Below are 22,387 nucleotides of genomic sequence, written 5' to 3' on the forward strand. Positions count from 1 at the left end.
CATGACCGACGAGAACCTCGCGTGGGCCGAGTTCGGCGACACCCTGCGGTTGCCGATCGACGACAAGGACTACGTCCGCGACATCCCCTGGGAGAAGGCGGCGTTCATGCCGCAGTTCCCGATGATCGACATCGGTTCGGGAAGCGGCCTGACCACCCTGACCCTCGGTGAGCAGTACCCGGATGCCGAGATCCTGTCGGTGGAACCCGACCCGATGATGCGAGCGATCCTGATGTCCCGCATTGCAGAACGTTCCGAAATTCGTTCGCGCACAACGGTTCTGCACGAGACGATCGGTTCCACCTGGTTGCCCGAGCAATGTGGTGGAGCGTTGTTGTTCAACGTGATCTACTTCCTTGGTGGGCGCGCCCGCGACCGCTTCTGGCAGCGCATGGCCGATGTGCTCGTGCCCGGCGCACCCATCCTGATGAGCCGGTCGTACGGCGGTGTGCCGGAGCAGTCGGTCGAGCGCAAACTCCTCAGCACCGCGATGATGGGCCGCAACGAGTACCAGCGCTGGTTCGAGGCGCAACCCGGACGCGACAACCGGATGGAGATCACCAACACCTTCGTCGTCCTGCGTGACGGTCAGAAGGTGCGGGAGGAAACCACCAAGCTCGCGGCCTGGGGACTGGACGAGGACATGGTGCTGGACGAAATCCCGATCGGGAAGTTCGGCATCGAGGAGATCAACGACCGCTACTTCGCGATCCGGCGCCTGCCGGACATCAAGCGCTGAGCCGCCGCAGCGCTCAGAACACCTTCACGTCTCGCCAGGCCTGATCGACGGCCTGTTCCTGCGCGGACCCGTCGCCGTACCTGGCCGATGCCGCCTTGACTGTCGCCTGGGCGAATGCCACGAAGTCGGCGTCCTTGGGCAACCTGCCGGCGGTGAGCGCGTCGTACCAGACCGGCCCCACCGTCTCCCAGCTGTTGCCGTCGAGCGCCACGGCGGCACGGTAGAACGCGTGGTTGGGGATGCCGGAGTTGATGTGCACGCCGCCGTTGTCGCCGGAGTCGTCGTGCGGCAGGTCCTGGTAGTCGTCCATGGACGCTGGTTGCGGGTCCTTGCCCAGCTTAGGGTCGTCGTACGCGGTGCCCGGTGCCTTCATCGATCGCAACGCGATGCCCTGCACCTTGTCGGTGAACAGTCCCTCACCGATCAGCCAATCAGCCTGCGCCGCGGTCTGATTGCGCCCACGTTGCTTGACCATCGAGCCCATGACGTCGGAGACCGACTCGTTGAGCGCTCCGGACTGGCCGACATAGACCAGGCCGGCGGTGTACTGGGTGAGGCCGTGCGCGAGTTCGTGACCGATGACGTCGATGCTGTCGGTGAACGAGCTGAAGTAGACCCCGTCACCGTCGCCGAACACCATCTGCTCGCCGTCCCAATACGCGTTGTCGAAGTTGCGGTCGTAGTGCACGGTCGCGATCAACGGGAGTCCCTCGTCGTCGAGCGAATCGCGACTGAACTCATCGTGCAGCAACGACCAGGTGGCACCCAGTCCGTCGTACGCCTCGTTGACCGACTCGTCGGACGACGGACCGTCGCCTTCGCCGCGCACGAGTGTTCCTGGAAGTGTCGTGCCCTGCTCCGCGTCGTGCACCGAACGCTTCGGAGCAGCCGTAAGGCTTACCGGACGCCTGATCGACGTCTCCTCCACCCGCGCCTGCAGGTCGGGCGGAATCAACCCGCCTGCACGCGGCTGACCAGGGCGGGGACGGTTGGCCCTCGCCTCCCGCATTCCGGTGATGGTCACCCGAATCCGCAATGTGCGCTCTGCCGCGCGTGCCACCCGTTCGTCGGACGACTGCGCGAGGGCGCGCAGGATGTGCGGCGGGACGATCGTGCACAGGGCCGGCGAAGTGCTCATGCCTTCATCGTGCGTCCGATCAGGCGCCCTTGGGGTCAGGGAACAGTTTCCAGAACTGGCAAAGACTTCGTATTCAAACGGCAAAGTCGATCATGCAGGCGGCCGGTCGCGACTTGCTTCCACCGTTCAGCGACGCCGGCGGTAGCCGTTCGACGACGTCGATACCGGGTGAATGGGCTACTCAGTGGGCGACGTGGAAGCGGCGCCGTTGATGGGCGGGGCTGTCGATCTCGTCGAGAACGGCCAGGGCGAGGTCGGCGGCCGAGATCTGCGACGTGCCGTCTGGGCCGCGCAGGAGGACGTCGTCGGCGATCCGGTACTGCCCGGTCTCGGTGCTGGGCTCCCACGCACCGAACTCGGCGGCCGGGCTGACGTAGAACCAGTCCAGGTCGTCGGCGGACTGCTGCAGGGTCTCGAGCTTGTGGATGCCGAGCTCAACTTCGGGGCGCGCCTCGGGGGGCATCGGTGTCACGTCGATGAGCCGCGCCCCTCCTTCAGAGACGAGCAGGGACGAGGCGCCACCAAGGACGCCGAGCCGGACGCTGTGCTGACGGGCGAGGGTGACCAGTGCGTCGAAGACGCCCTCGACCTGACCGGCCATGTCGCCGCGAGGGGAGAGGGCCTCGAACACGACGTCGGCGCCGACCACGGCGCGCTCGAGCACGTCGGCGTCCAGTACCGAACCGGTCACGTAGGTGACCCCGGGCGTCGGGGAGTCGGGTGCGGTGCGGCTGAGCGAAAGCACTTGGTGTCCGCGGCGCGCGGCCTCGCGGACGACGGCGCTGCCGCCGTAGCCGGTCCCTCCGAGGACGGTGATGCGTGCCATGTGCGTGTTCCCTTCAGCCGTGTGGTCCCGACAACCGAAACCTGCCTGGACAACTCGGTTGCGCAGGTCAATTATTCCCAGGGAGACGCGATCCGCGCGGCCTCGACTGGTCGAGGAGGCCGACGGTGACAGAAGGCCGGCTGAACGCCTGCCGTGCCCTGCGGGACCCGGGTCCTTCCTGCAGCCGTCCGTATCGCGGACACCCGGCCCATCGGGCAGGACGCGCCCGAATGCCCGGGGCTAAACTGCTCACGTGCGGATGAGCCTCCTGCTTGGCTGCCGCGGCGAGGCCTCGTAATCGGCCTTCCTCGCCGCGGAGGTTGTGATGCCCGGGCCGAGCCCCGCTCCTACCCCAAGTGAGAGACAAATGATCTTCCCGCAGCAGCCGTCCGGAATGCCCGCCGCGAAGTACGTTCCCTTCGACCAGCAGATAAAGGTCGAACTGCCCGACCGCACCTGGCCCGACAAGCTGATCACCAAGGCGCCGCGCTGGTGCGCCGTCGATCTGCGTGACGGCAACCAGGCACTCATCGACCCGATGAACTCCGAGCGCAAGATGCGCATGTTCAAGCTGCTGGTTCGCATGGGCTACAAGGAGATCGAGGTCGGCTTCCCGTCGGCCAGCCAGACCGACTACGACTTCTGCCGCGAGCTCATCGAGGGCGGCCACATCCCCGACGACGTCACCATCCAGGTGCTGACCCAGTGCCGTGACCACCTCGTCGAGCGCACCTTCGACGCCATCAAGGGCGCCAAGACGGCGATCGTGCACTTCTACAACTCCACCTCGGTGCTGCAGCGCCGGGTCGTCTTCGGTCTCGACCAGGACGGCATCGTCGACATCGCCCTGCAAGGCGCGCGGCTGTGCAAGAAGCTGGAGGAGACCATCCCGGAGACGAAGGTCTTCTACGAGTACTCGCCCGAGTCGTACACCGGCACGGAGCTGGAGTTCGCCGTCCGGGTCTGTAACGAGGTCGTCGACGTCATCGACCCGACGCCGGACCACAAGATGATCATCAACCTGCCGGCCACCGTCGAGATGGCCACGCCGAACGTCTACGCCGACTCGATCGAGTGGATGATCCGCCACCTCGAGCGCCGCGAGTCCATCGTCGTCTCCTTGCACCCGCACAACGACCGTGGTGAAGGCGTCGCCGCAGCCGAGTTGGGCTACCTCGCCGGTGCCGACCGCATCGAAGGCTGCCTGTTCGGCAACGGCGAACGCACCGGCAACGTCTGCCTGGTCACCCTCGGCATGAACCTCTACAGCCAGGGCGTCGACCCCGAGATCGACTTCTCCGACATGGACGAGATCCGCCGCACCGTCGAGCACTGCAATCAGTTGAAGGTGCCCGAGCGTCACCCGTGGGGCGGCGACCTGGTCTACACCGCGTTCTCCGGCTCCCACCAGGACGCGATCAAGAAGGGCTTCGAGGACATGGACCGCCAGGTCTCCGAGTCCGGCAAGCAGCTCGACGAACTGGTCTGGGGCGTGCCCTACCTGCCGATCGACCCGCACGACATCGGCCGCAGCTACGAGGCCGTCGTCCGGGTGAACTCGCAGTCCGGCAAGGGTGGCTCGGCGTACATCCTGAAGTCGGAGTACGGCCTGGACATGCCCAAGCGTCTGCAGATCGAGTTCAGCGGCGTGGTGCAGAAGCGCACCGACAGTGAGGGCGGCGAGGTCAGCCCGGCCCAGCTGTACCAACTGTTCAGCGACGAGTACCTGCCCTCGCTCGATCCGAGCTCCGACGGCTGGGGACGCTTCCGTCCGATCGGGCACACGATCGAGTCGGGTTCAGAGGGGCGCGACCACATCAAGGCCCAGCTGCTCGACCGCGGCGAGGAGATCATGATCGAGGGTTGGGGCAACGGACCGATCGCCGCGTTCGTGGACGCGTTGTCGACCGTCGGTATCGACCTGCGCGTGCTCGACTATGCCGAGCACGCGATGTCGGCCGGTGGCGACGCGAAGGCCGCGTCGTACGTGGAGGTCGCGATCGGTGAGCGCGTCCTGTGGGGCGTCGGCGTGCACGGATCGATCGTCAAGGCATCGCTGACCGCGATCCTGTCGGCCGTCAACCGCGCCGAACGCGACACTGTCGCAGGCTGATTCAGTTCAGACCCTCAGCAAGCGCGTCGACGACGTGCTGGAGTGCGACGGTGTCGCCGGAGCGCTCCAGCATGTCGAAATCGCCGCGGTTCCACAGCCACAGGTCGAGCTCCCAGGCGCGACCGCTGATGGTGGCGATCGGCTCACCCGAGTCGATCGGCAGCATGCTCGTCTCGTCCACGGTTTCACCCGACTCAGGATGCGTCCCGGCGAGCCTGCCCAGATGCACGGTCCAGTTGTCACCGGTGTCGACGGCTTCGAATCGGACGATGCCGTCCTGCGCGGCGAACGTCGTCCACTCGGGGTGACCGCCGAGCATGACGCGAAGGATCTCGTCGACTCCATCGGCCGCCAGCACCGGGTCGATGTGCGAGATCGGTTGTGCAATGGTCAGTTCGGCGTCAACGCGGTGGATGAGCGCTTCGTGTGCCTGACGGCGCGCGATGTAACCGGCGGTATGCAGACCGGGGTCACGCGTCCACATCCAACGAGCGGCACCGACGTCCGTCGAACCGAGCGCATCGCAGAGCTTCGCGTGGGCGTCGTCGAACGCGGACAACAACGCATCCCGGCCGTCGGCTCGCTCGGGACGCTCGATCTCTGCAAGTTGCGACGCGTGACGGACCGGCGTGGCGAGGACCGTCGACCAGAACCACTGCACCTCGGTCAGGTGCGCCAACAGATCATCGGCGTTCCAGTCCGGGCAGGTGGGCACTCGCGCACTCGGCTCGGACGCTTCGATCGCCGTGCGGAACAGCTGCGATTGATGCTCAAGTTGGGCGCGGAAGTCGAGACTCATGCGTCGACCGTAGTGCCTGGTGGGACGGCCCGGGCCGGGTGATATGGCCGCGGCTAGGGTGAAACAGAAGCCAGGAAGACAGCAACAGGAGGTGCGCCGTGGGCGCTTTGTGGCATCCGTTCTCGGACATGGGAGTCGTCGAGCAGAACGGCGAATTCGTCATCGCGCGTGGTGAGGGTGTGCACGTCTGGGACGACACCGGCAAGGAGTATCTCGACGCGACGGCGGGCCTGTGGTTCGCCAACGTGGGACACGGACGCAAGGAGTTGGCCGCCGCCGCAGCCAAGCAGGCGGAGACCCTCGCCGCGTACAGCACCTTCGGCGACTACGCGAACCCTCCGGTGATCGAGCTCGCCGAACGCCTGGCCGGGATAGCGCCGGTGCCCGGATCCAAGATCTTCCTCACCTCCGGAGGCTCCGACTCGGTGGAGACCGCGGCCAAGATCGCGCGCCGCTACTGGTTCGAGATGGGCCGTGAGAGCAAGCGGTACATCATCGGCCGCTCCAAGGCGTACCACGGAATGCATTACGCCGGAACGTCATTGGGTGGCATCCAGGGCAACACGGAAGGCTACGGCGTCCTTGTCGACGACCAGGCGCACGTCGCCTGGGATGACGCCGAGGACCTGCGTGCGACGATCGAGCGCATCGGCCCCGAGAACATCGCGGCGTTCTTCGCCGAACCGGTGATGGGTGCCGGCGGCGTGTATCCGCCGCCCGAGGACTACCTCATGGCGGTCCGCAAGATCTGCACCGAGCACGACATCCTGTTCGTCGCAGACGAGGTCGTCACCGGGTTCGGACGCATCGGCGGCGCGTGGTTCGCTTCGGCGAAGTTCGGCCTCGAACCCGACTTCGTCACCACGGCGAAGGGCCTGACGTCCGGTTACATCCCGATGGGTGCCGTGTTCGTCGCACCGAAGATCGCCGAGCCGTTCTTCGAACAGGGCGCCGGACGCTGGCTGCGCCACGGATACACCTACTCCGGGCACGCAGTCGCGGCCGCCGTCGCGAACGCCAACCTCGACCTCATCGAGGCCGAGGGCCTGCTGGACGAGGCCGCTCGCCTCGAGGGTTCGCTGGCCGCAGCCTTGAAGCCGCTCGAGCAGCACGAGGCGGTCGCCGAGGTGCGTTGCGGGACGGCCGCCGTCGCTGCAGTTCAACTGCACGACATCGCCAAGGCCGCCCCGGTGGTGGCCAAGATGCGTGAACTCGGTGTCGCCACGCGTGCCGTCGGTGCGGGCGGCGTCCAGTACTCGCCGGCGTTCGTGATGACCGACGAGCAGGTGAACCAGCTGGCCCAGGTCACCCGACAGGCGCTGGACGTCGCGCTGTGAGCGGACAGCCGCCCGGGCACTCTCCGGGCCCTACCGGTCCGCCTCCGCCCGGCTGGGGTGGCCCCGGGCCTCAGCAGGGGCAGCATCCGCCGCAGCAAAGCCCGTATCAGGGACCGCCCCCGGGATACCTGCACCTGACCGTTCAGGGCAGCGCGATGACCTCGAACATGGTGCCGCCGGTCGTGCTGATCGACGGGCGGCAGGTGCCGTCGGGTTACGGGTCCTTCACCTTCCCGCTCCCGCCCGGCCAGCACCACCTATCGATCTACTGCCAATGGCTGCGTCGCTACGGGCAGGCCGAAATGCCGCTGAACATGGTTCCGGGGCAACAGGTTCCGGTGTTCTACCGTGGACCGTTGCACCAGTTCACCACCGGGAGCATCGGCCACGAGCCGCAGAAGGCGAAGGGCAAGGGTTGCATGTTCGGTGCACTCGGGTTCGCGGTGCTGGTGATCCTGGTGATCGTGATCGCCGCGCTGCTCGCTTGATGACGACCACCGCGGCGCACGCCGACATCCAACCGCGCATCGTCCGCACTCTGATGGGTGCGCAGGTGCTCGGCGGTGTCGGCATGGCCGCCGGCATGGCGGTCGGTGCGCTGCTGGCCGAGGACATCTCCGGCAGGCGGGGGGTCACCGGTGTCATCGTCGATCGGATGGGCTACAACCAGCTGGGATGGGTCTCGGCGGCGATCGCGTTGTTCATCGTCGTCTTGGCCGTGACGGGATTGCGGTCGCGAAAGGCGCGAGCCTCAGCGGATTCCGTGTGGCCGGAACTGGATGCTGATGCGCGGGCCGACCGGCTTGCTGGTTTTCGGAATGGCGTGTTCCCAGGTGCGCTGATGTGAACCACCCATCACGACGAGATCACCGTGGCCGAGGACGAAGCGCACCGACTCGCCGCCGCCGGCGGGTCGCATCAACAACGCTCTCGGTGAACCGACGGAGACGATCGCAACCATCGTGTCCTGTGTAGATGCGCGTCCCTCCCGGTCCCCGTGCCACGCCACCGAGTCGCGTCCGTCGCGGTACAGGCACATGCCCGCGGTGGTGAAAGGCTCTCCGAGCTCGTCGGCATAGTGCGACGAGAGTGCCGAACGAGCTTGCTGCAGGACGGGATCCGGCCAGTTCTCGGCTTCGGAATAGAACCGCAACAGGCGGGGAGTGGCCACCTCGCGGTCGTACATCATCCGTCGTTCGCCGCGCCAGTCGACGCCGCCGCTGCCACCCGGCATCAGCCTGCTGAACAACTCGTCGGCCCCGGTGAGCCAGCCCGGACGCAGGTCGACCCATGCTCCGCGAGTCAAAGGAGTACGTCGGACGGCGACACCCAGGCTGCGCAGCCCGATCTGCTCCTCCTGGTCGAGCAGCGAACCCTGAAGTGCGTAGGACATAGTCCGACGCTAGGCGATCGGACCGCCGATGTCTAGAACATATGTACGAACGTTGATCAGCGTCCGAGCACCGCCATCGCAGCCGCGTAGCCGCCGAGTCCGCTGACTCCACCACCGCGCTGCGAACCGGCGCCGGCCAGCAGGATGCCGTCGTACGCCGTCGCGACTCCCCAGCGCTGCGCAGCAGTCTCGAGGCAGGCGTCGTCCTCGGCCCATGGCCAGGTCAGCGGTGCATGGAAGATGTTGCCGCCCGGCATCGCGAGTACGTCCTGCAGATCGCGCGTGGTCTTCGTCTCGATGCAGAGGTTGCCGCCCCGATCGCGCATGACGACGTCGTCGATCGGCTCGGCGAGTACCGAGCTGAGCGAATCGAGCACCCGACGCTGCAGGTCGTCCCGCACGTCGGCGTCCGCGTCGTCCAGTAGGCGGTCGGGCGTCTGGAGCGTGAAGACCGTGAGTGTCTGGGCCCCGGACGCCTGCAGCTCGGGGGACAGGATGCTCGGATCGGTGATCGAGTGACAGTAGATCTCCGCGGGTATCGGGTCGGGAATCGATCCGGATTCTGCTGTGCTGTAGGCGGATTCGAGCTGTGAATACAGCTCGTTGATGTGGAAGGTGCCGCCGAACGCCGCCTGCGGTGCAACGTCCGTCTCCTTCAGCCGCGGCAGCCGGGACAGCAGCAGATTCACCTTCACCTGCGCACCCTCGACCCGGTCGCCGCGGGCCCCGACCAGGTCATCGAGGACGGCGGGTGCGGCAGCCCAGAGGACGGTCCCTGCGGTGGCACGGTGTTCGTCCCCGGCGGCGTCGGTCCAGCTGACGGCGCCGTGCCCGACGCCCGTGACCGTTGCGTCCGTCGTCAACGTCGCGCCTGCGGCGCGTGCAACCTCGGCCAATTGCGTTGCCAACTGGCCCATTCCGCCGATGGGCACGTCCCAGTCGCCGGTGCCGCCACCGACCACGTGGTAAAGGAAGCAGATGTTGTGGCGCAGGTCTGCCTGGTGCGCGGACGCGTACGTGGAGATCAGACCGTCGGTCAGCGCGACCCCGCGTACCAGGTCGTCGGTGAAAGTGTTCTCGATGACCTCGCCGAGCGGACGATCGATGAAGTCCCGCACCGACGTCGGGTCCCCGACCAGCTGTTCCATCTGCGACCGGCGCATCAGCGGTTCGGTCATCGTCGGCCACAACTTCCGGGCGAGTTCCGTTGTGCGGCCGTAGAACTCATTCCACCGCTCGAAGTCCTCGGCGGCGCCGATCGCGTCGAAGGATGCCTTGGTCGCGTCCGCGTCGCCGTTGTCGACGAGCAGCCCGCGGGCGGCACCGGGTACGGGTGTGTAGGAGGAGTAGCGGCGGCGGGCCAGTCGCAGATTCAGGCCGAGATCGTCGATGATCCGGCGTGGCATCATACTGACCAGGTAGGAGTACCGCGACAGCCGAGCACCCATGCCGTCGAACGCGTCCGCCGAGACAGTCGCGCCGCCGAGATCGGACTGCCGCTCCAGCAGCAGGACCGACTTGCCTGCCTTCGCGAGGTAGGCCGCGGCAGTGAGGCCGTTGTGCCCTCCACCGACGATGACGACGTCGTGCGACGTGGTGTTGTGCATGTGCCCGATCCTAGGTGTCGGTGCGGTGTCGGCTGCTCGGGTTGGGGGACAATGGACGACACCATGCCCACCTACAACGACGTCGCGATCGTGCTGCGCACCCACAAGCTGGGCGAGCACGATCGGATCGTCACGCTGTTGACCCGCGGACGCGGCAAGGTGCGTGCGGTGGCGAAGGGGATTCGCCGCACGAAGTCGAAGTTCGGGTCGCGGCTCGAGCCGGCGATGATCGTCCAGGTGCAGTGCTACGAAGGACGCAATCTGGACACCGTGACACAGGCCGAACTGGTCGCGGCGTACGGCCATCACATCGCGCAGGACTACGGTGCATACACCGCCGCTGCCGCGATGTTGGAGACGGCCGAGCGGTTGTGCGAGGACGGTGAGCAGCAGATTCAGCAGTTCAACCTGCTGGCGGGCGGCCTTGCGGCACTGGCGAGTTCGGCCCACGAGTCCGGGCTTGTGCTCGACAGCTACCTCTTGCGGGCCGTTGCGATCGCCGGCTGGGCGCCGACCTTCGACCGGTGCGCCGGCTGCGGCGACCCCGGGCCGCACCGTGCGTTCAATCTCGCCAGTGGGGGAGCGGTGTGCTCCTCGTGCCGTACCCCGGGATCCGGCGCCCCGCGTCCGGACACCTTCCTGCTGCTCGGTGCGCTGCTGGCAGCCGATTGGGACGTCGCCGACGCCAGCGCACCCGAGGTGCGCAACGAGGCGACCGGTCTGGTCGCGGCGTACGTGCAATGGCACCTCGAGCGCGGCGTGAGATCGTTGCGGCTGGTCGATCGCACCCCGACCGTGCTACCCGAAGGAGTTCGCCAGTGACCGTCCCGGACGTCCCGCCGCTGCACCTCGACGGGATCGACCCGCCGAAGATCCCGGCCGAACTCGTCCCGCAGCACGTCGCAATGGTCATGGACGGCAACGGGCGCTGGGCCAATCAGCGGGGACTGCCGCGCACCAAGGGGCACGAGGCCGGCGAGGCGCAACTCATCGACGTGATCGCCGGGTGTATCGAACTCGGCATTCCGAACCTGTCGGCGTACATGTTCTCCACCGAGAACTGGCGGCGATCGCCGGACGAGGTGCGTTTCCTGATGGGCTTCAACCGCGACGTCATCCGCCGCAGGGTCGACCTGCTGCACTCGTGGAACGTGCGCTGCCGGTGGTCCGGGCAGCGTCCGCGATTGTGGCTGTCGGTGCTCAAGGAACTCAAGCGTGCCGAGGAACTCACCGCGAACAACACCGGCATGACGCTGCAGATGTGCGTCAACTACGGCGGACGCGCGGAGATCGCGCAGGCCTGTCAGCGCATCGCCGAGCAGGTGAAGGCGGGACGGATCAAGCCCTCGTCCATCGACGAGAAGATGATCGCCCGCAACCTCACCTGGCCCGACATGCCCGACGTCGACCTCTTCGTCCGCTCGTCCGGCGAGCAGCGCACCAGCAACTTCCTGCTGTGGCAGTCGGCGTACGCCGAGATGGTCTTCCTCGACACGCTGTGGCCCGACTTCACCCGCCAGGACCTCTGGCGAGCGGTGCAGATTTACGCCGACCGTGACCGCCGCTTCGGTGGCGCCGTCGATGCTGCGTCCAACTGACCTGGTCCAAGCGAGAGTGTCATGCAGAGCGCTTCGAATGTAGCGCGCTCCGTATGACACACATGCTGGCAGCGCGCGCCCTGCATGACCTCGCTGTAAACAGAAAGGCTCAGTGCTCGGCGCAGACCCCGAAGATCTCGAGGGTGTGCTCGACGTCGCGGAAACCGTTCTCGGAGCTGACCCGGTCGGCCCACTGCTCGACGGCGGGGCCCTCCACCTCGACGGTGCGGCCGCACTGGCGGCAGACCAGGTGGTGGTGGTGGCCGGTGGTCTCGCACCGCCGGTAGATGGTCTCGCCCTCGGGGGTGATCAGCGCGTCGACGGTGCCGTCGCCGGCCATCGTCTGCAGTGTCCGGTACACCGTCGCGAGACCGACCGATGCGCCGCTGGCGGTGAGCGCGGCATGCAACTGCTGCGCCGATACGAAGTCGCCGCGGGAGGCGAGTTGCTCGGCGACGGCGGTCTGCTGGCGGGTCGGTTTGCGGCTCATCAGACGTGCTCCTCGTTGGTGGTTCTGCCGGACGTCTCACGCGTCGGCGCGTGTTCATCCCAGTGGTCGTCGTGCGCAGCGTGGTGGTGCCCGTCGTGGAGGTAATCGACATGGTCGGCGTGCAGCACTGCGTCATGTCCGCAGCCGTCGTAGTGCCGGTGTGGGTGCGTGCCGGCGCGCGCACGGCGCAGGATGATCGCTCGGCGCGCCGCGGCGACGAGCGACACCACGATGAAGATCAGGACGGCGGTGAGGACGACGGTGCCCCCGGACGGGGTGTCGAGTTGGTACGACGCCGCGACTCCTACAGCGCCGCACAGCACCCCGACGACGACAGCCCAGGTGGTGGACGCCCGGAAGCTTCGGCCGAGCAACTGGCCGGTGGCGTTGGGCAGAATCATCAGTGCACTGATCAGCAACAGACCGATCACGCGCATCGACAACACGACGGTCACCGACGTGAGCACCGACAGCAACAGGTTGGTCCGCATGACCGGCAGGCCGACCGCCCGGGCGAACTCCTCGTCGTTCGCCACCGCGAACAACCGCTTGCGCAGGACGGTCGTGGCACCGAGCGCGATCACGGCCAACACCGCGAACTGCCAGAGCTCGTCCGCCTGCGTGGTCAGGATCGAACCGAACAGGTACGTCGTCATCGATGCACCCTGGTCGGCCGGCGCCTTTGCCAGCAGCACGACACCGAGCGCGATGCCGCCGTAGAACATCACGGCGAGAGCGACGTCCGCATTCGTGTTGCCGCGCAAGCGAATTGCCTCGATCACGCAGGCAGCAAGTATCGCCGCGACCAGCGCGGTCCAGGTCGGCGCGGCGCCGGTGAGCACGCCGATCGCGACGCCGGCCAGTGCGACGTGACCGAGTCCGTCCCCGATCAACGACAGCCGTCGTTGCACCAGAAAGACACCCACGGCGGGCGCCGCGGCACCGACGAGCACAGCAGCGATGAACGCCTGGCGCATGAAGTCGAGTTCGAACATCTCAAGCACGACGGCCTCCTACGCGGCGTGACACTGCGGGCGGGGGAGTGATGCCGTCCCACGGGCCGACTGCGTACGTGGACCGCTCGGGATCGCCGGGGCCGCAGTGACCGTCGTGGGACGCGGTCGCCAGGATGCGTCCGCGCTCCTGCTCCGCCCACTCCACGGGAGTCCCGTCGAAGGCCAGTCCGCCTTGGGCGATCTCGACGATCCGGTCGACGATGCCGCGCAGTGCGACCAGTTCATGGGTGACGATCAACATGGTGGTGCCCTCGTCGGCGAGCCGGTGCAGCACCTCCGCGAGCACGGTCTGGCTGGCGGTGTCGACGCCCGCCGTGGGTTCGTCCATGATCAGCAGGTCCGGGCGCCCCGCCAGCGCACGGGCGATGAGTACCCGGCGTTGCTGTCCGCCGGACAGGTCGGACACCTCGGCGTCGACCCGATCGCCCAGCCCGACCTGAGCGAGTGCTGCGTCCACGGCGGCCCGGTCGTCGGCGCCGGCCGGTCGGTACCAGGGCCGGTGCGCGAGGCGCCCGGTCTCGACGATCTCGCGGACCGTGGCGCGTACGGACGCAGACAGGGTGTGCCGCTGTGGGACGTAACCGATACGGCGTCGCACCTCGCGGGTGCGCGGCGGATCACCGAAAACGGCGGCGTCACCACCGAGTTGGTCGGCCAGGCCGAGCAGGCCCTTGACGAAGGTGGACTTCCCGGATCCGTTCGGCCCGACGACTGCCATCACCTGTCCGGTCGGCACGTCGAAGGTCAGTCCGTCGACGACGACGCGGCCCCCGTATCCGAAGGCCGCATCGTTCAGTCGTAGCGCTGAGGGACTCATCGGCACGATTGTCCCTTCTTCAGCGCCTGAAGGTTGGCCTTCATCACCGAGACATAGTCCTTGGCGGGGGACTTGTCGGTGAGTCCTTCCAGCGGGTCGAGCAGTGCGACCTTCGCCCCGGTCTGCTTGGCGACGGTTTCAGCGACGGCCGGCGACGTCAACACCTCGGTGTAGATCGTGGTGACCTTGTGCTTGCGGACGTAATCGGCGACTGCCTTCAGGCGTCCGGGGGTCGGCTCCTGCTCAGGTGAGATCGCCGTGACCCCGACCTGGTGCAGCTTGTAACGATCGGCGAGGTAGCCGAACGCCGTGTGTGCGGTCACCAACTCGCGACTGGTGCAGGTCGCCAGCGTCGAGGAGAACGACCCGTCGAGCGACGTGAGCTCCTTGACGAAAGTCGCTGCGGACGAACGGTATCGGGACGCGTTCTTCGGGTCCTGCTTCGAGAAGCGCTCACCGATCGCAGCCACCACGGACGCGTACCGCACCGGGTCGAGCCAGAAGTGCGGGTCGTAGATGCCGTGGTCGTGGCCCTCGTGATCACCCTGTTCGTCACCCTGTTCGTCACCGTGTTCGTCACCGTGGTCATGAGCATCGACGCCGACCTTCGTCACGTCGTCCGCGTGCAGGGACAGGTTCGCCGTCGACGACACGTCGAACGACTCGGGCGCCGAGGACGCGCTCGCGTCGACGGACGGCTGGAAGCCCTTGAGGTAGATCAGCAGCGACGACTGCTGGATGGACGCGGCGTCCTTCGGCTTCAGTTCCAGGTCGTGCGCGTCGGCGCCCGGCTTGGTCAGATTGGTCACCGACACCGTGGAGCCGCCGACCCGTTCGGCCGCATGCTGCAACGGGTAGAACGTCGTCACCACGTTCAGTGTCGCGCCGTCCTTCTTCGCGGCGCCGTCCGCAGTGCTCGAGTCGGAACCGCAGGCGGCGAGGGACGTGGCGAGAGCGGCGGCGACGAGTGGGACGGCGAGACGAAGCATGAGAACGATTCTCAATCAGTTGAGAATCGTTGTCAAATCAGCAGGCCTTCGGCGGCGAAGCAGACGACGGCCAGCGCAGCGACCAGGAGCAGCACGGCGCACCGCATCACCCGTTCGGGCAGCGACAACCGCGGCCAGACGAGATAGGCCAGCCAACCGACGAATGCGGCCGCGACCACCAGGAGGATCCCGCCGAGCGCTCCCCGCAACAGCACGCCCGCGGCGACCAGAACGGCGAACAGCACGATCGGCAGCGCTCGCGGCGTCCGGCTGAGCGTCTCGACCATCGGGTTGCTGCGGTGTTCGATCTTCGCGCGCAACGGCGACACGGAAACGGAAGGGGTCTGATCCTGCACCCGACGAGCCTAACGGCGACCTGTCCGTGCGACGAACCCGCCGATTTGCACCGGCCTGAGACGATGGTGGACGCCATGACTACGACCGTTCCCGCTCCCGTGCTGCCTGCCCTGCAGATCGGCAACCAGCGCATCGAGACGCCGGTGGTGCTCGCCCCGATGGCCGGCATCACCAACCGCGCGTTCCGTCGCCTGTGCCGTCAATACGGCAATGCCGGCTCGGACGCGGCGGGTGCCAGTGGTGCGAGCAGCCTGTACGTCAGCGAGATGATCACCTCCCGCGCACTGGTCGAGCGAACCCCGATCACGATGCGATTGATCGAGCACGACCCGGACGAGTCGCCACGCTCGATCCAGCTGTACAGCGTTGACCCGGCCACGACGGCAGCTGCGGTAAGGATGCTCGTCGAGGAGGACCGCTGCGACCACATCGATCTCAACTTCGGTTGCCCGGTGCCCAAGGTCACCCGCAAGGGCGGTGGCTCAGCGCTGCCGTGGAAGACCGAACTGTTCCGCGGCATCGTCAGCAACGCCGTTCGTGAAGCCGCCAAGGCCGACATTCCGGTGACGGTCAAGATGCGCAAGGGCATCGACGACGACCACCTCACCTACCTCGAAGCCGGACGGATCGCCGAAGGCGAGGGTGCCGCCGCGGTTGCCCTGCACGCGCGCACGGCCGCACAGGCCTACTCCGGCACCGCCGACTGGTCGGCGATCCGAACACTCAAGAAGACGGTCACCTCGGTCCCTGTCCTCGGCAACGGCGACATCTGGTCGGCCGAGGACGCGGTCCGGATGGTTGCCGAGACCGGCTGCGACGGAGTCGTCGTCGGCCGCGGGTGCCTGGGCCGGCCGTGGCTGTTCACCGATCTCGCCGCCGCATTCTCCGGTTCGTCGCACCGGGTGGAGCCCACCATGCGCGAGGTCGCGCAGACGCTGCGCCTGCACACCGAGTACCTCGTCGAGTTCTACGAGTCCGAGCAGAAGGCGTGCCGCGACATCCGCAAGCACATCGCCTGGTACCTCAAGGGATTCCGGGCCGGTTCGCACATCCGCAGCAGCCTGGCGCTCGTCGACAGTCTGGCCGCGCTGGACGACCTCATCGCAACCATGGACCTCGACCAGCCGTGGCCGGGCGAGGCCGCAGAGGGCCAGCGTGGACGCGCCGGGTCCGAGCGGCGCGTGATCCTGCCGGACGGCTGGCTCGACAGCCAGGAACTCTCGCCGCAACAGCGCGCTACGATCGCGGCCGCCGAGATCGACGCCAGCGGCGGCTGAGGATCAGTCCGTCTCGACCGGACGGTCCGGGTCGGTGATCCAGTGCGACCACGACCCCACGTAGACGCCGGTGCGGGGATTGATACCACTCGCCTGCAGCGCCAGCGCCAGGTGGGACGCCTGCACGCCGGACCCGCAGTAGACGCCGACCTCGCTGTCGGGTCGCACCCCGGCCGCCGTGAAGCGCATGGCCAGATCGTCCGGGGGCAGGAAGCGTCCGTCGTGACCCACGTTGGCCAACGCGGGCATCGACACAGCACCCGGGATGTGGCCGGCGACCGGGTCGATCGTCTCGTTCTCACCGCGGAACCGGTCGGCCGGACGAGCGTCCAGCAGCACCGAACGGTAGGCCAGGTCGGCCGCCTCGTCCGCGTCGAGGACCGGCGTGCAGCCCGGGGTGGCGACGAACTCGCCGGGCACCACCGGGTCGACCTGCGAGGTCACCGGATGACCGGCTGCGACCCACGCCTCGAAACCGCCGTCCAGCACGTATACGTCGGTGTGGCCGAAGTGTTGAAGCAGCCACCAGGCGCGGCTTGCGGCAAGCGAATTCGCCTGGTCGTAGGCAATGACCGGACGGTCGTCGGTCACGCCGGCCGCGCGCATCGCCCGTTCGAAGGTTTCGTGATCGGGCATCGGGTGGCGGCCGTCGTCGCCGGGCTCACCACTGAGCACTTCCTCGAACTCGATCCACTGCGCGCCGGGCAGATGCGCCTCGTCGTACGCCGCGCGCTGCGACGGCGCGTTCAACTGCCAACGGACGTCGAGCAGCACCGGATCCAGGGATCCTTCGTCCATGACCTGCTTCAGGCGTTCGACGCTGACGAGCGGGCGGTTCCTGCGGTTCATGACACGAGCGTAGAGCGCAGGCGGGCTCGACCGGGCTCGCACCATCGGGTGGTATGGGAACCTGGGCACATGTGCCGCAACATCCGTCCGCTGAACAACTTCGAGCCGCCGGCGACCGACGACGAGGTGCAGGCTGCTGCACTGCAGTACGTGCGCAAGATCGCCGGCACCACCAAGCCGTCCGCCGCCAACCAGGCAGCGTTCGACGAAGCGGTGGAACAGATCGCACACGCCAGCCGGCACCTGCTGGACGCCCTGGTGACGACCGCGCCGCCCAAGGACCGTGAGGTCGAAGCTGCCAAGGCTCGCGCCCGCGCGCAGGCGAGGTACGGCGCCACCGCCTCATGACCGCCGATTCGCCCGCCCCGACGATCGAACAACTCGACACCCAGTCCCGCATCGTGCTGCGCGGTTGGCTCGGTGACGCCGCGCGTCTCGGGATCGACGTCGAGTCGGCCGACAGCATCGAGGCCGCGTACGAGAAGTACTTCGACGAGGTGCTCGCGACCGACGAGGATGCTCGTACCGACCCCACTGCGACGCTCACCGCGATCGGGATGGCACTCGGCGAGCACCTGCGCCGCACCACCGATGCCGACTGGCGCATCGTCACCGACGACCAGGGCCGTGACCTGGCGTTGGTGAGCGCGGACGAGGCATCCATCCTGTTCCCGGTCGACCCGATCGCCGACAACTGGGCAGCCCAGCAACGCGGGTGGTTGGTGCAGTTCATCGACGTCGTCCCGCAGATGTTCCAGGCGCAGCAGTGACCCATCCGTTGATGTCGGACCCCTTCGTGCAGGAGTTCGAGCAGGGTCGCATTGATGCGAAGAACCGCGCGAACAAGCGGAACGGATCCACTGCCTTCGGGCTCCTCGTCGCCCGGATCGGCCGGTGTCGGATCACTCGGGGGCCGCGCGGGATGTGGCTCGCCGACCGGTACCGCTTCGGATTCCCTGCCGCGGGCGCGTTCACCGTGGGTAGCGTCGCGATCACCCGCCAGGAGTGGCCGGAGATCCTCGAGCACCGCGAATGGTTGCTGCGCCATGAGGAGTGGCACTCGTTCCAGTACCAGCGGTGCGGCGGCCTGCCGTTCATCCCGCTGTACCTCGCGGCGTGCGCGTGGTCGAAGCTGCTCACCGGCGATCACTGGTCACGCAACCGGTTCGAGCGCGGCGCGGGTCTGGCGATCGGCGGCTACACCGAACACAGCATGCGCTCGCCCCTGCGCGTCTTCGCCGGCAGGAGAGGCCGATGAGTGGGTACTCGCCCCAGGATCGCGAACGCTTCGTCGGGGAGGATCCTGCGCAGAAGAGCGCCGACCGCGACGATTTCGCGCGCGACCGGGCCCGGATCCTGCATTCGGCCTCCTTGCGTCGGTTGGCTGCCAAAACACAAGTGCTACAGCCGGATTCGGACGACTTCATTCGCAACCGGTTAACCCATTCGCTCGAGGTCGCGCAGATCGGACGCGAGATCGCCTCCGCGCTCGGCTGCAACGCGGACGTCGTCGACACCGCATGTCTGGCCCACGACCTCGGTCACCCGCCGTACGGCCACAACGGTGAGACCGCACTGGATGCGATCGCGTCCGACATCGGTGGCTTCGAGGGCAATGCGCAGACCTTTCGGTTGTTGACCCGTATCGAGGCGAAACGCTCGACCCCGCAGGGACGCTCGGTGGGCCTCAACCTCACCCGCGCCAGCCTGGACGCGGCCTCGAAGTACCCGTGGACGCGCGGCGACGGGCCGGCGCAGACCCGCAAGTTCGGCTGCTATGCCGACGACCGGGAGATCTTCGGCTGGGTGCGAGCCGATGCCCCGTCGAAGGCTCGCTGTCTCGAAGCGCAGGTCATGGACTGGGCGGACGACGTCGCCTACTCGGTGCACGACGTCGAGGACGGCGTCACCTCGGGCCTCATCGACCTGCGAGTGCTGGGGTCGGCGACCGAGGTCAACGAGCTTGCCCACTTGGCGCAGCGGTTGTACGCACCACACCTGTCGGTCGCCGAGATCGAAAGTGCGGCAACGGCATTGCTCGGTAGCGGCGCGGTGCCCGCGGAGCGAGGCAGCGGCCGGGCCGCCGTCGCCTCGTTGAAGGACATGACCAGCAGGCTCATCGGATGGTTCGTGCGCGAGGCAGTGCGAGCCACCACCGACCGCCACGGCGAAGGCAGGCTGCTGCGATACGACGCCGATCTAGTGGTGCCCGACAACGTGGTCGCGGAGTGCGTCCTGCTCAAGGCGACCGCTGCGCGGTTCGTGATGTTCACCGACGAGCGCAATGAACTGATGGCTCGACAGCGCGATGAACTGACCGGACTGGTCGATCTGCTGAGCGCCCGCCCCGACCTGCTGGATCCGCTGTTCGCCGAGGAGTACGACCTGGCGACGGACGATGGCGCCCGCCTGCGGGTGATCGTCGACCAGGTGGCGTCGATGACCGACCTGCGGGCTCGGCTGCTGGCACGCACCCAACTCTGATTCACCTGTTGCTCGGGCCCTGCGGTGGGCGGTCGAGCGCAGGCAGGCAGCGACATAGACTTCGAAGTCGCGAGCGAACGACGAGAGGTGGTGAACGATGGCGGGCTTGATCAAGGAAGACGACATCGCTCTCGTCAAGGAGAAGGCGGCGATCGACGAGGTCGTCGGCGAACACGTCACGCTGCGCCGTTCCGGTCCCGGCTCGCTGAAGGGCCTGTGCCCGTTCCACGACGAGAAGACCCCGTCGTTCTACGTCCGGCCGGCCGTCGGCGCTTACAACTGCTTCGGCTGCGGCAAGGGCGGCGACGTCATCAACTTCGTGATGGAGGTCGAGCACCTCACCTTCGCCGAGACCGTCGAGCGGCTGGCCGCGAAATACAGCGTCGAACTGCACTACGAGCAGGGCGTCGGGCCACGTCCGGAATCCATCGGCCGACGGACCCGGCTGCTCGAGGCGCACCGGGTTGCGGACGAGTTCTACCAGGAGTCGCTCATCTCGTCGGGCGAGGCACGAACCGCCCGCGACTTCCTACGCGCCCGCGACTTCAACAGCGCGCAGTGCAAACCGTTTGGGGTCGGCTACGCACCGCGAAGCGGCGAGGCGCTCGCAGATCTCCTGCGCCGCAAGGGTTTCACCGCTGAGGAGATCGTCACTGCCGGGCTGGTCGGGCAGGGTCGACGGGGCTTGTACGACCGGTTCCGCGGACGCCTGGTCTGGCCGATCCGCGACATCACCGGGGACACGATCGGGTTCGGCGCGCGACGGATCTTCGACGACGACCGCATCGAGGCCAAATACCTCAACACCTCCGAGACGCCGATCTACAAGAAGACCCACGTCCTCTACGGTCTCGACCTGGCCAAGAAGTCGATCTCGTCGGACCGTCGAGCCGTGATCGTCGAGGGCTACACCGACGTGATGGCCTGTCACCTTGCCGGGGTGCCGCATGCCGTGGCCACCTGCGGCACCGCGTTCGGTACCGACCACATCAAGTCGATCCGCCGGCTGATCCGCGACGAAGCGGGACAGGCGCCCGGACGTGTGGTGTTCACTTTCGACGGCGATGCCGCCGGGCAGAAGGCGGCGATGAAGGCCTTCGACATGGACCAGCAGTGGGCTGCGCAGTCGTACGTGTCCGTCGCCCCCGACGGCATGGACCCGTGTGAGCTTCGACTGGCCGAAGGCACGCCGGGAGTGGAGTCGCTGATCGAGTCGGCGATCCCCATGTTCGAGTTCGCGGTGCGCACGACGCTCGACCGGTTCGACCTCGGCAGCGTCGAGGGCCGCGTCCGCGGAATGCGTGCAGTTGCCCCGATCATCAAGGGAATTCGCGACTCCGCTATGCGTCCGGCGTACACCCGAGAGGTCGCCGGATGGATCGGTGTGCCGCTCGACCAGCTCGAACTCGAGGTGCACAAGGCCTCCGCGATCAAGGTCGACGAACGTCCGGCCCGTAAACCCGAGCCCGAGCCCGAGCAGGAGACGCCGGGCATCGCGTTGCCCGACTTCAGGAACCCGCTCGTTGTCGCGGAGATGCAGTTGCTCTCGTGCATGCTCCAGTTCCCGTCGGCGGTGCCCGGCCCGCAGCTGATGGAACTGTCCGTCGACGACTTCCTCGCGCCGGCGCACGGCAAGATCTTCGAAGCGGTGATGCAGGTCGGCGACCCGTCGACGAAGTCGCTGCGGGCGTGGAGTGATGCGGTGCGAGCCGCCGCCCCCGAGGAGATCGGCGGCTACGTGGCGCGACTCTCGGTCACCGAACTGCCCACCCGCATCGACCGCAACACCGGGCTGCCCGAACCGCGGTTTGCCGCTTCGCTGATCGCCCGCGTGCGCGATGCGGCGATGCGGCGCCGGATCGACGACGTGATGGCTCAACTACGTCAACACTCCGGCGACGCCGAGATGGCCCGGCAGTTGTCAGCGCGCCTGCTGCAGTTGCAGGCCGCACACGCGCGCATGGCCACCGAGTGACCCATCGACCACATGCAACGACCGAGGAGAACCTGATGCGCATGTTCGGGCGCGACCCCAAAGCTCCCGCCGATCTGACCGATGCGCTCGACCTGACGCGCGGACACAAGGTGCTGGCGTATGCCGTCGACGACAACACCGGCCACACCGTCGCGGCGTGCACCGCCGAACTTGCGGTCGTCCGTGACACGGAGGTGCTTTGGCGCAAGCCCTGGTCTTGCGTCGACACCGGTCAATGGAGCCCGGACACCTGGACGTTGACCATCACCTGGATCGATCGCAGCAAAGGTGTCCAGTTCACCTTCAAGGACATCGACACCCGCCTGCCCGAGGTCTTCCACGAACGCGTGCAGGCGTCCGTCGTGCTGTCCGCGGCCTTGCCGACGACCGGTCCGGGACAGTCCGGACGAGTGGTGATTCGCAAGGATCTGCGCACGGGGGAATTGTTCGAGCAGGTCGTCCTCGGACGCCGAACCGCACCGTCCGATCCCGCCGTCGCACAGGCCGTCGAGCAGGTCAGCGCGCACTTGCGCGACCAGGTAGGACTCCCACCGGAGCGCAGCTGAATCGGTGCCTGACTCGA

General features: G+C 67.4%; 25 protein-coding genes. 14 read left to right on the forward strand and 11 right to left on the reverse strand.

The window, feature by feature from the left end; translation table 11 throughout:
* Position 1: 1 nt before the first annotated feature.
* Positions 2-739 (forward strand): trans-aconitate 2-methyltransferase, encoded by a 738-nt coding sequence (locus EU513_RS09580; protein WP_129625661.1) that lies wholly within the window; start codon positions 2-4, stop codon positions 737-739.
* A gap of 13 nt (positions 740-752) precedes the next feature.
* Here the strand turns inward: EU513_RS09580 and EU513_RS09585 are convergent, their stop codons facing one another.
* A complete protein-coding gene (locus EU513_RS09585) occupies positions 753-1,877 on the reverse strand; it encodes a M4 family metallopeptidase (RefSeq protein ID WP_129625662.1) in 1,125 nt (374 codons plus the stop codon).
* A gap of 181 nt (positions 1,878-2,058) precedes the next feature.
* Complete coding sequence (locus tag EU513_RS09590) at positions 2,059-2,703, reverse strand: NAD(P)-dependent oxidoreductase (protein WP_129625663.1); 645 nt, start codon at positions 2,701-2,703, stop codon at positions 2,059-2,061.
* A gap of 367 nt (positions 2,704-3,070) precedes the next feature.
* Here EU513_RS09590 and leuA point away from each other — a divergent pair, with 367 nt between their 5' ends.
* Positions 3,071-4,816, forward strand: a complete 1,746-nt coding sequence (leuA, locus tag EU513_RS09595) for a 2-isopropylmalate synthase (protein WP_129625664.1) — start codon at positions 3,071-3,073, stop codon at positions 4,814-4,816.
* Between the two features lies 1 nt (position 4,817).
* Here leuA and EU513_RS09600 read toward each other — a convergent pair whose 3' ends face one another.
* Positions 4,818-5,615 carry a maleylpyruvate isomerase N-terminal domain-containing protein gene (locus EU513_RS09600; RefSeq protein WP_129625665.1) on the reverse strand — a complete coding sequence of 266 codons (798 nt, stop codon included), beginning with the start codon at positions 5,613-5,615 and terminating at the stop codon, positions 4,818-4,820.
* A 98-nt stretch (positions 5,616-5,713) separates the two neighbouring features.
* On the opposite strand from EU513_RS09600, the gene EU513_RS09605 reads away from it, so the two are divergent.
* The 3 genes from EU513_RS09605 to EU513_RS09615 all read left to right on the forward strand — a co-directional run bounded on the left by EU513_RS09605 (position 5,714) and on the right by EU513_RS09615 (position 7,799).
* Positions 5,714-6,952 carry an aspartate aminotransferase family protein gene (locus EU513_RS09605; protein WP_205744735.1) on the forward strand — a complete coding sequence of 413 codons (1,239 nt, stop codon included), beginning with the start codon at positions 5,714-5,716 and terminating at the stop codon, positions 6,950-6,952.
* Positions 6,953-7,107: 155 nt separating this feature from the next.
* Positions 7,108-7,440 carry a hypothetical protein gene (locus EU513_RS09610; RefSeq protein ID WP_168990229.1) on the forward strand — a complete coding sequence of 111 codons (333 nt, stop codon included), beginning with the start codon at positions 7,108-7,110 and terminating at the stop codon, positions 7,438-7,440.
* The gene (locus EU513_RS09615; protein ID WP_129625667.1) at positions 7,440-7,799 is read left to right on the forward strand and encodes a hypothetical protein; all 360 of its coding nucleotides are present in this window, start codon (positions 7,440-7,442) and stop codon (positions 7,797-7,799) included. The genes EU513_RS09610 and EU513_RS09615 overlap by 1 nt, the downstream gene beginning before the upstream one ends.
* On the opposite strand, the gene EU513_RS09620 is transcribed toward EU513_RS09615, so the two are convergent.
* Positions 7,704-8,345: an alpha-ketoglutarate-dependent dioxygenase AlkB gene (locus tag EU513_RS09620; protein ID WP_129625668.1), complete on the reverse strand. Its 642-nt coding sequence runs from the start codon at positions 8,343-8,345 to the stop codon at positions 7,704-7,706. The genes EU513_RS09615 and EU513_RS09620 overlap by 96 nt on opposite strands.
* Before the next feature lie 56 nt (positions 8,346-8,401).
* Entirely contained in the window at positions 8,402-9,952 is a 1,551-nt protein-coding gene (locus EU513_RS09625; RefSeq protein WP_129625669.1) for an NAD(P)/FAD-dependent oxidoreductase, read from the reverse strand.
* Positions 9,953-10,015: 63 nt separating this feature from the next.
* Here EU513_RS09625 and recO point away from each other — a divergent pair, with 63 nt between their 5' ends.
* Together recO and EU513_RS09635 are read left to right on the forward strand one after the other, a co-directional pair.
* A complete protein-coding gene (recO, locus tag EU513_RS09630; RefSeq protein ID WP_129625670.1) occupies positions 10,016-10,774 on the forward strand; it encodes a DNA repair protein RecO in 759 nt (252 codons plus the stop codon).
* Entirely contained in the window at positions 10,771-11,550 is a 780-nt protein-coding gene (locus tag EU513_RS09635) for an isoprenyl transferase (RefSeq protein WP_240796003.1), read from the forward strand. Before recO ends, EU513_RS09635 begins: the two co-directional genes overlap by 4 nt.
* 109 nt (positions 11,551-11,659) lie before the next feature.
* On the opposite strand, the gene EU513_RS09640 is transcribed toward EU513_RS09635, so the two are convergent.
* Genes EU513_RS09640 through EU513_RS09660 form a run of 5 tightly spaced genes read right to left on the reverse strand, consistent with a single transcriptional unit; the run spans position 11,660 to position 15,218 of the window.
* Complete coding sequence (locus EU513_RS09640) at positions 11,660-12,040, reverse strand: Fur family transcriptional regulator (RefSeq protein WP_129625672.1); 381 nt, start codon at positions 12,038-12,040, stop codon at positions 11,660-11,662.
* Positions 12,040-13,044, reverse strand: coding sequence for a metal ABC transporter permease (locus tag EU513_RS09645; protein ID WP_129625673.1), 1,005 nt, complete (start codon positions 13,042-13,044; stop codon positions 12,040-12,042). The genes EU513_RS09640 and EU513_RS09645 overlap by 1 nt, the downstream gene beginning before the upstream one ends.
* On the reverse strand, positions 13,037-13,873 hold the full coding sequence (locus tag EU513_RS09650; RefSeq protein WP_129625674.1) for a metal ABC transporter ATP-binding protein: 837 nt from the start codon (positions 13,871-13,873) through the stop codon (positions 13,037-13,039). Before EU513_RS09650 ends, EU513_RS09645 begins: the two co-directional genes overlap by 8 nt.
* Positions 13,870-14,862, reverse strand: coding sequence for a metal ABC transporter substrate-binding protein (locus EU513_RS09655; protein WP_129625675.1), 993 nt, complete (start codon positions 14,860-14,862; stop codon positions 13,870-13,872). Before EU513_RS09655 ends, EU513_RS09650 begins: the two co-directional genes overlap by 4 nt.
* A 32-nt stretch (positions 14,863-14,894) precedes the next feature.
* Entirely contained in the window at positions 14,895-15,218 is a 324-nt protein-coding gene (locus EU513_RS09660; protein ID WP_239701656.1) for a DUF6703 family protein, read from the reverse strand.
* Between the two features lie 75 nt (positions 15,219-15,293).
* Here EU513_RS09660 and dusB point away from each other — a divergent pair, with 75 nt between their 5' ends.
* Positions 15,294-16,496 (forward strand): tRNA dihydrouridine synthase DusB, encoded by a 1,203-nt coding sequence (dusB, locus tag EU513_RS09665; RefSeq protein WP_239701658.1) that lies wholly within the window; start codon positions 15,294-15,296, stop codon positions 16,494-16,496.
* Between the two features lie 3 nt (positions 16,497-16,499).
* Here dusB and EU513_RS09670 read toward each other — a convergent pair whose 3' ends face one another.
* Positions 16,500-17,345: a sulfurtransferase gene (locus EU513_RS09670; RefSeq protein ID WP_129625677.1), complete on the reverse strand. Its 846-nt coding sequence runs from the start codon at positions 17,343-17,345 to the stop codon at positions 16,500-16,502.
* Between the two features lie 69 nt (positions 17,346-17,414).
* Here EU513_RS09670 and EU513_RS09675 point away from each other — a divergent pair, with 69 nt between their 5' ends.
* The 6 genes from EU513_RS09675 to EU513_RS09700 all read left to right on the forward strand — a co-directional run bounded on the left by EU513_RS09675 (position 17,415) and on the right by EU513_RS09700 (position 22,370).
* On the forward strand, positions 17,415-17,693 hold the full coding sequence (locus EU513_RS09675) for a DUF2277 domain-containing protein (RefSeq protein WP_129625678.1): 279 nt from the start codon (positions 17,415-17,417) through the stop codon (positions 17,691-17,693).
* Entirely contained in the window at positions 17,690-18,115 is a 426-nt protein-coding gene (locus tag EU513_RS09680) for a DUF3806 domain-containing protein (RefSeq protein ID WP_129625679.1), read from the forward strand. The genes EU513_RS09675 and EU513_RS09680 overlap by 4 nt, the downstream gene beginning before the upstream one ends.
* Positions 18,116-18,126: 11 nt before the next feature.
* Positions 18,127-18,603: a hypothetical protein gene (locus EU513_RS09685; protein ID WP_205744736.1), complete on the forward strand. Its 477-nt coding sequence runs from the start codon at positions 18,127-18,129 to the stop codon at positions 18,601-18,603.
* Positions 18,600-19,829, forward strand: a complete 1,230-nt coding sequence (locus EU513_RS09690) for a deoxyguanosinetriphosphate triphosphohydrolase (protein WP_129625680.1) — start codon at positions 18,600-18,602, stop codon at positions 19,827-19,829. The genes EU513_RS09685 and EU513_RS09690 overlap by 4 nt, the downstream gene beginning before the upstream one ends.
* A gap of 97 nt (positions 19,830-19,926) precedes the next feature.
* A complete protein-coding gene (gene dnaG / locus EU513_RS09695) occupies positions 19,927-21,804 on the forward strand; it encodes a DNA primase (RefSeq protein ID WP_129625681.1) in 1,878 nt (625 codons plus the stop codon).
* Between the two features lie 35 nt (positions 21,805-21,839).
* Positions 21,840-22,370 (forward strand): hypothetical protein, encoded by a 531-nt coding sequence (locus EU513_RS09700; protein ID WP_129625682.1) that lies wholly within the window; start codon positions 21,840-21,842, stop codon positions 22,368-22,370.
* The last annotated feature ends 17 nt before the right edge of the window (positions 22,371-22,387 follow it).

Source organism: Yimella sp. RIT 621 (assembly GCF_004146205.1).
In the GTDB taxonomy this organism is placed as follows: domain Bacteria; phylum Actinomycetota; class Actinomycetes; order Actinomycetales; family Dermatophilaceae; genus Yimella; species Yimella lutea.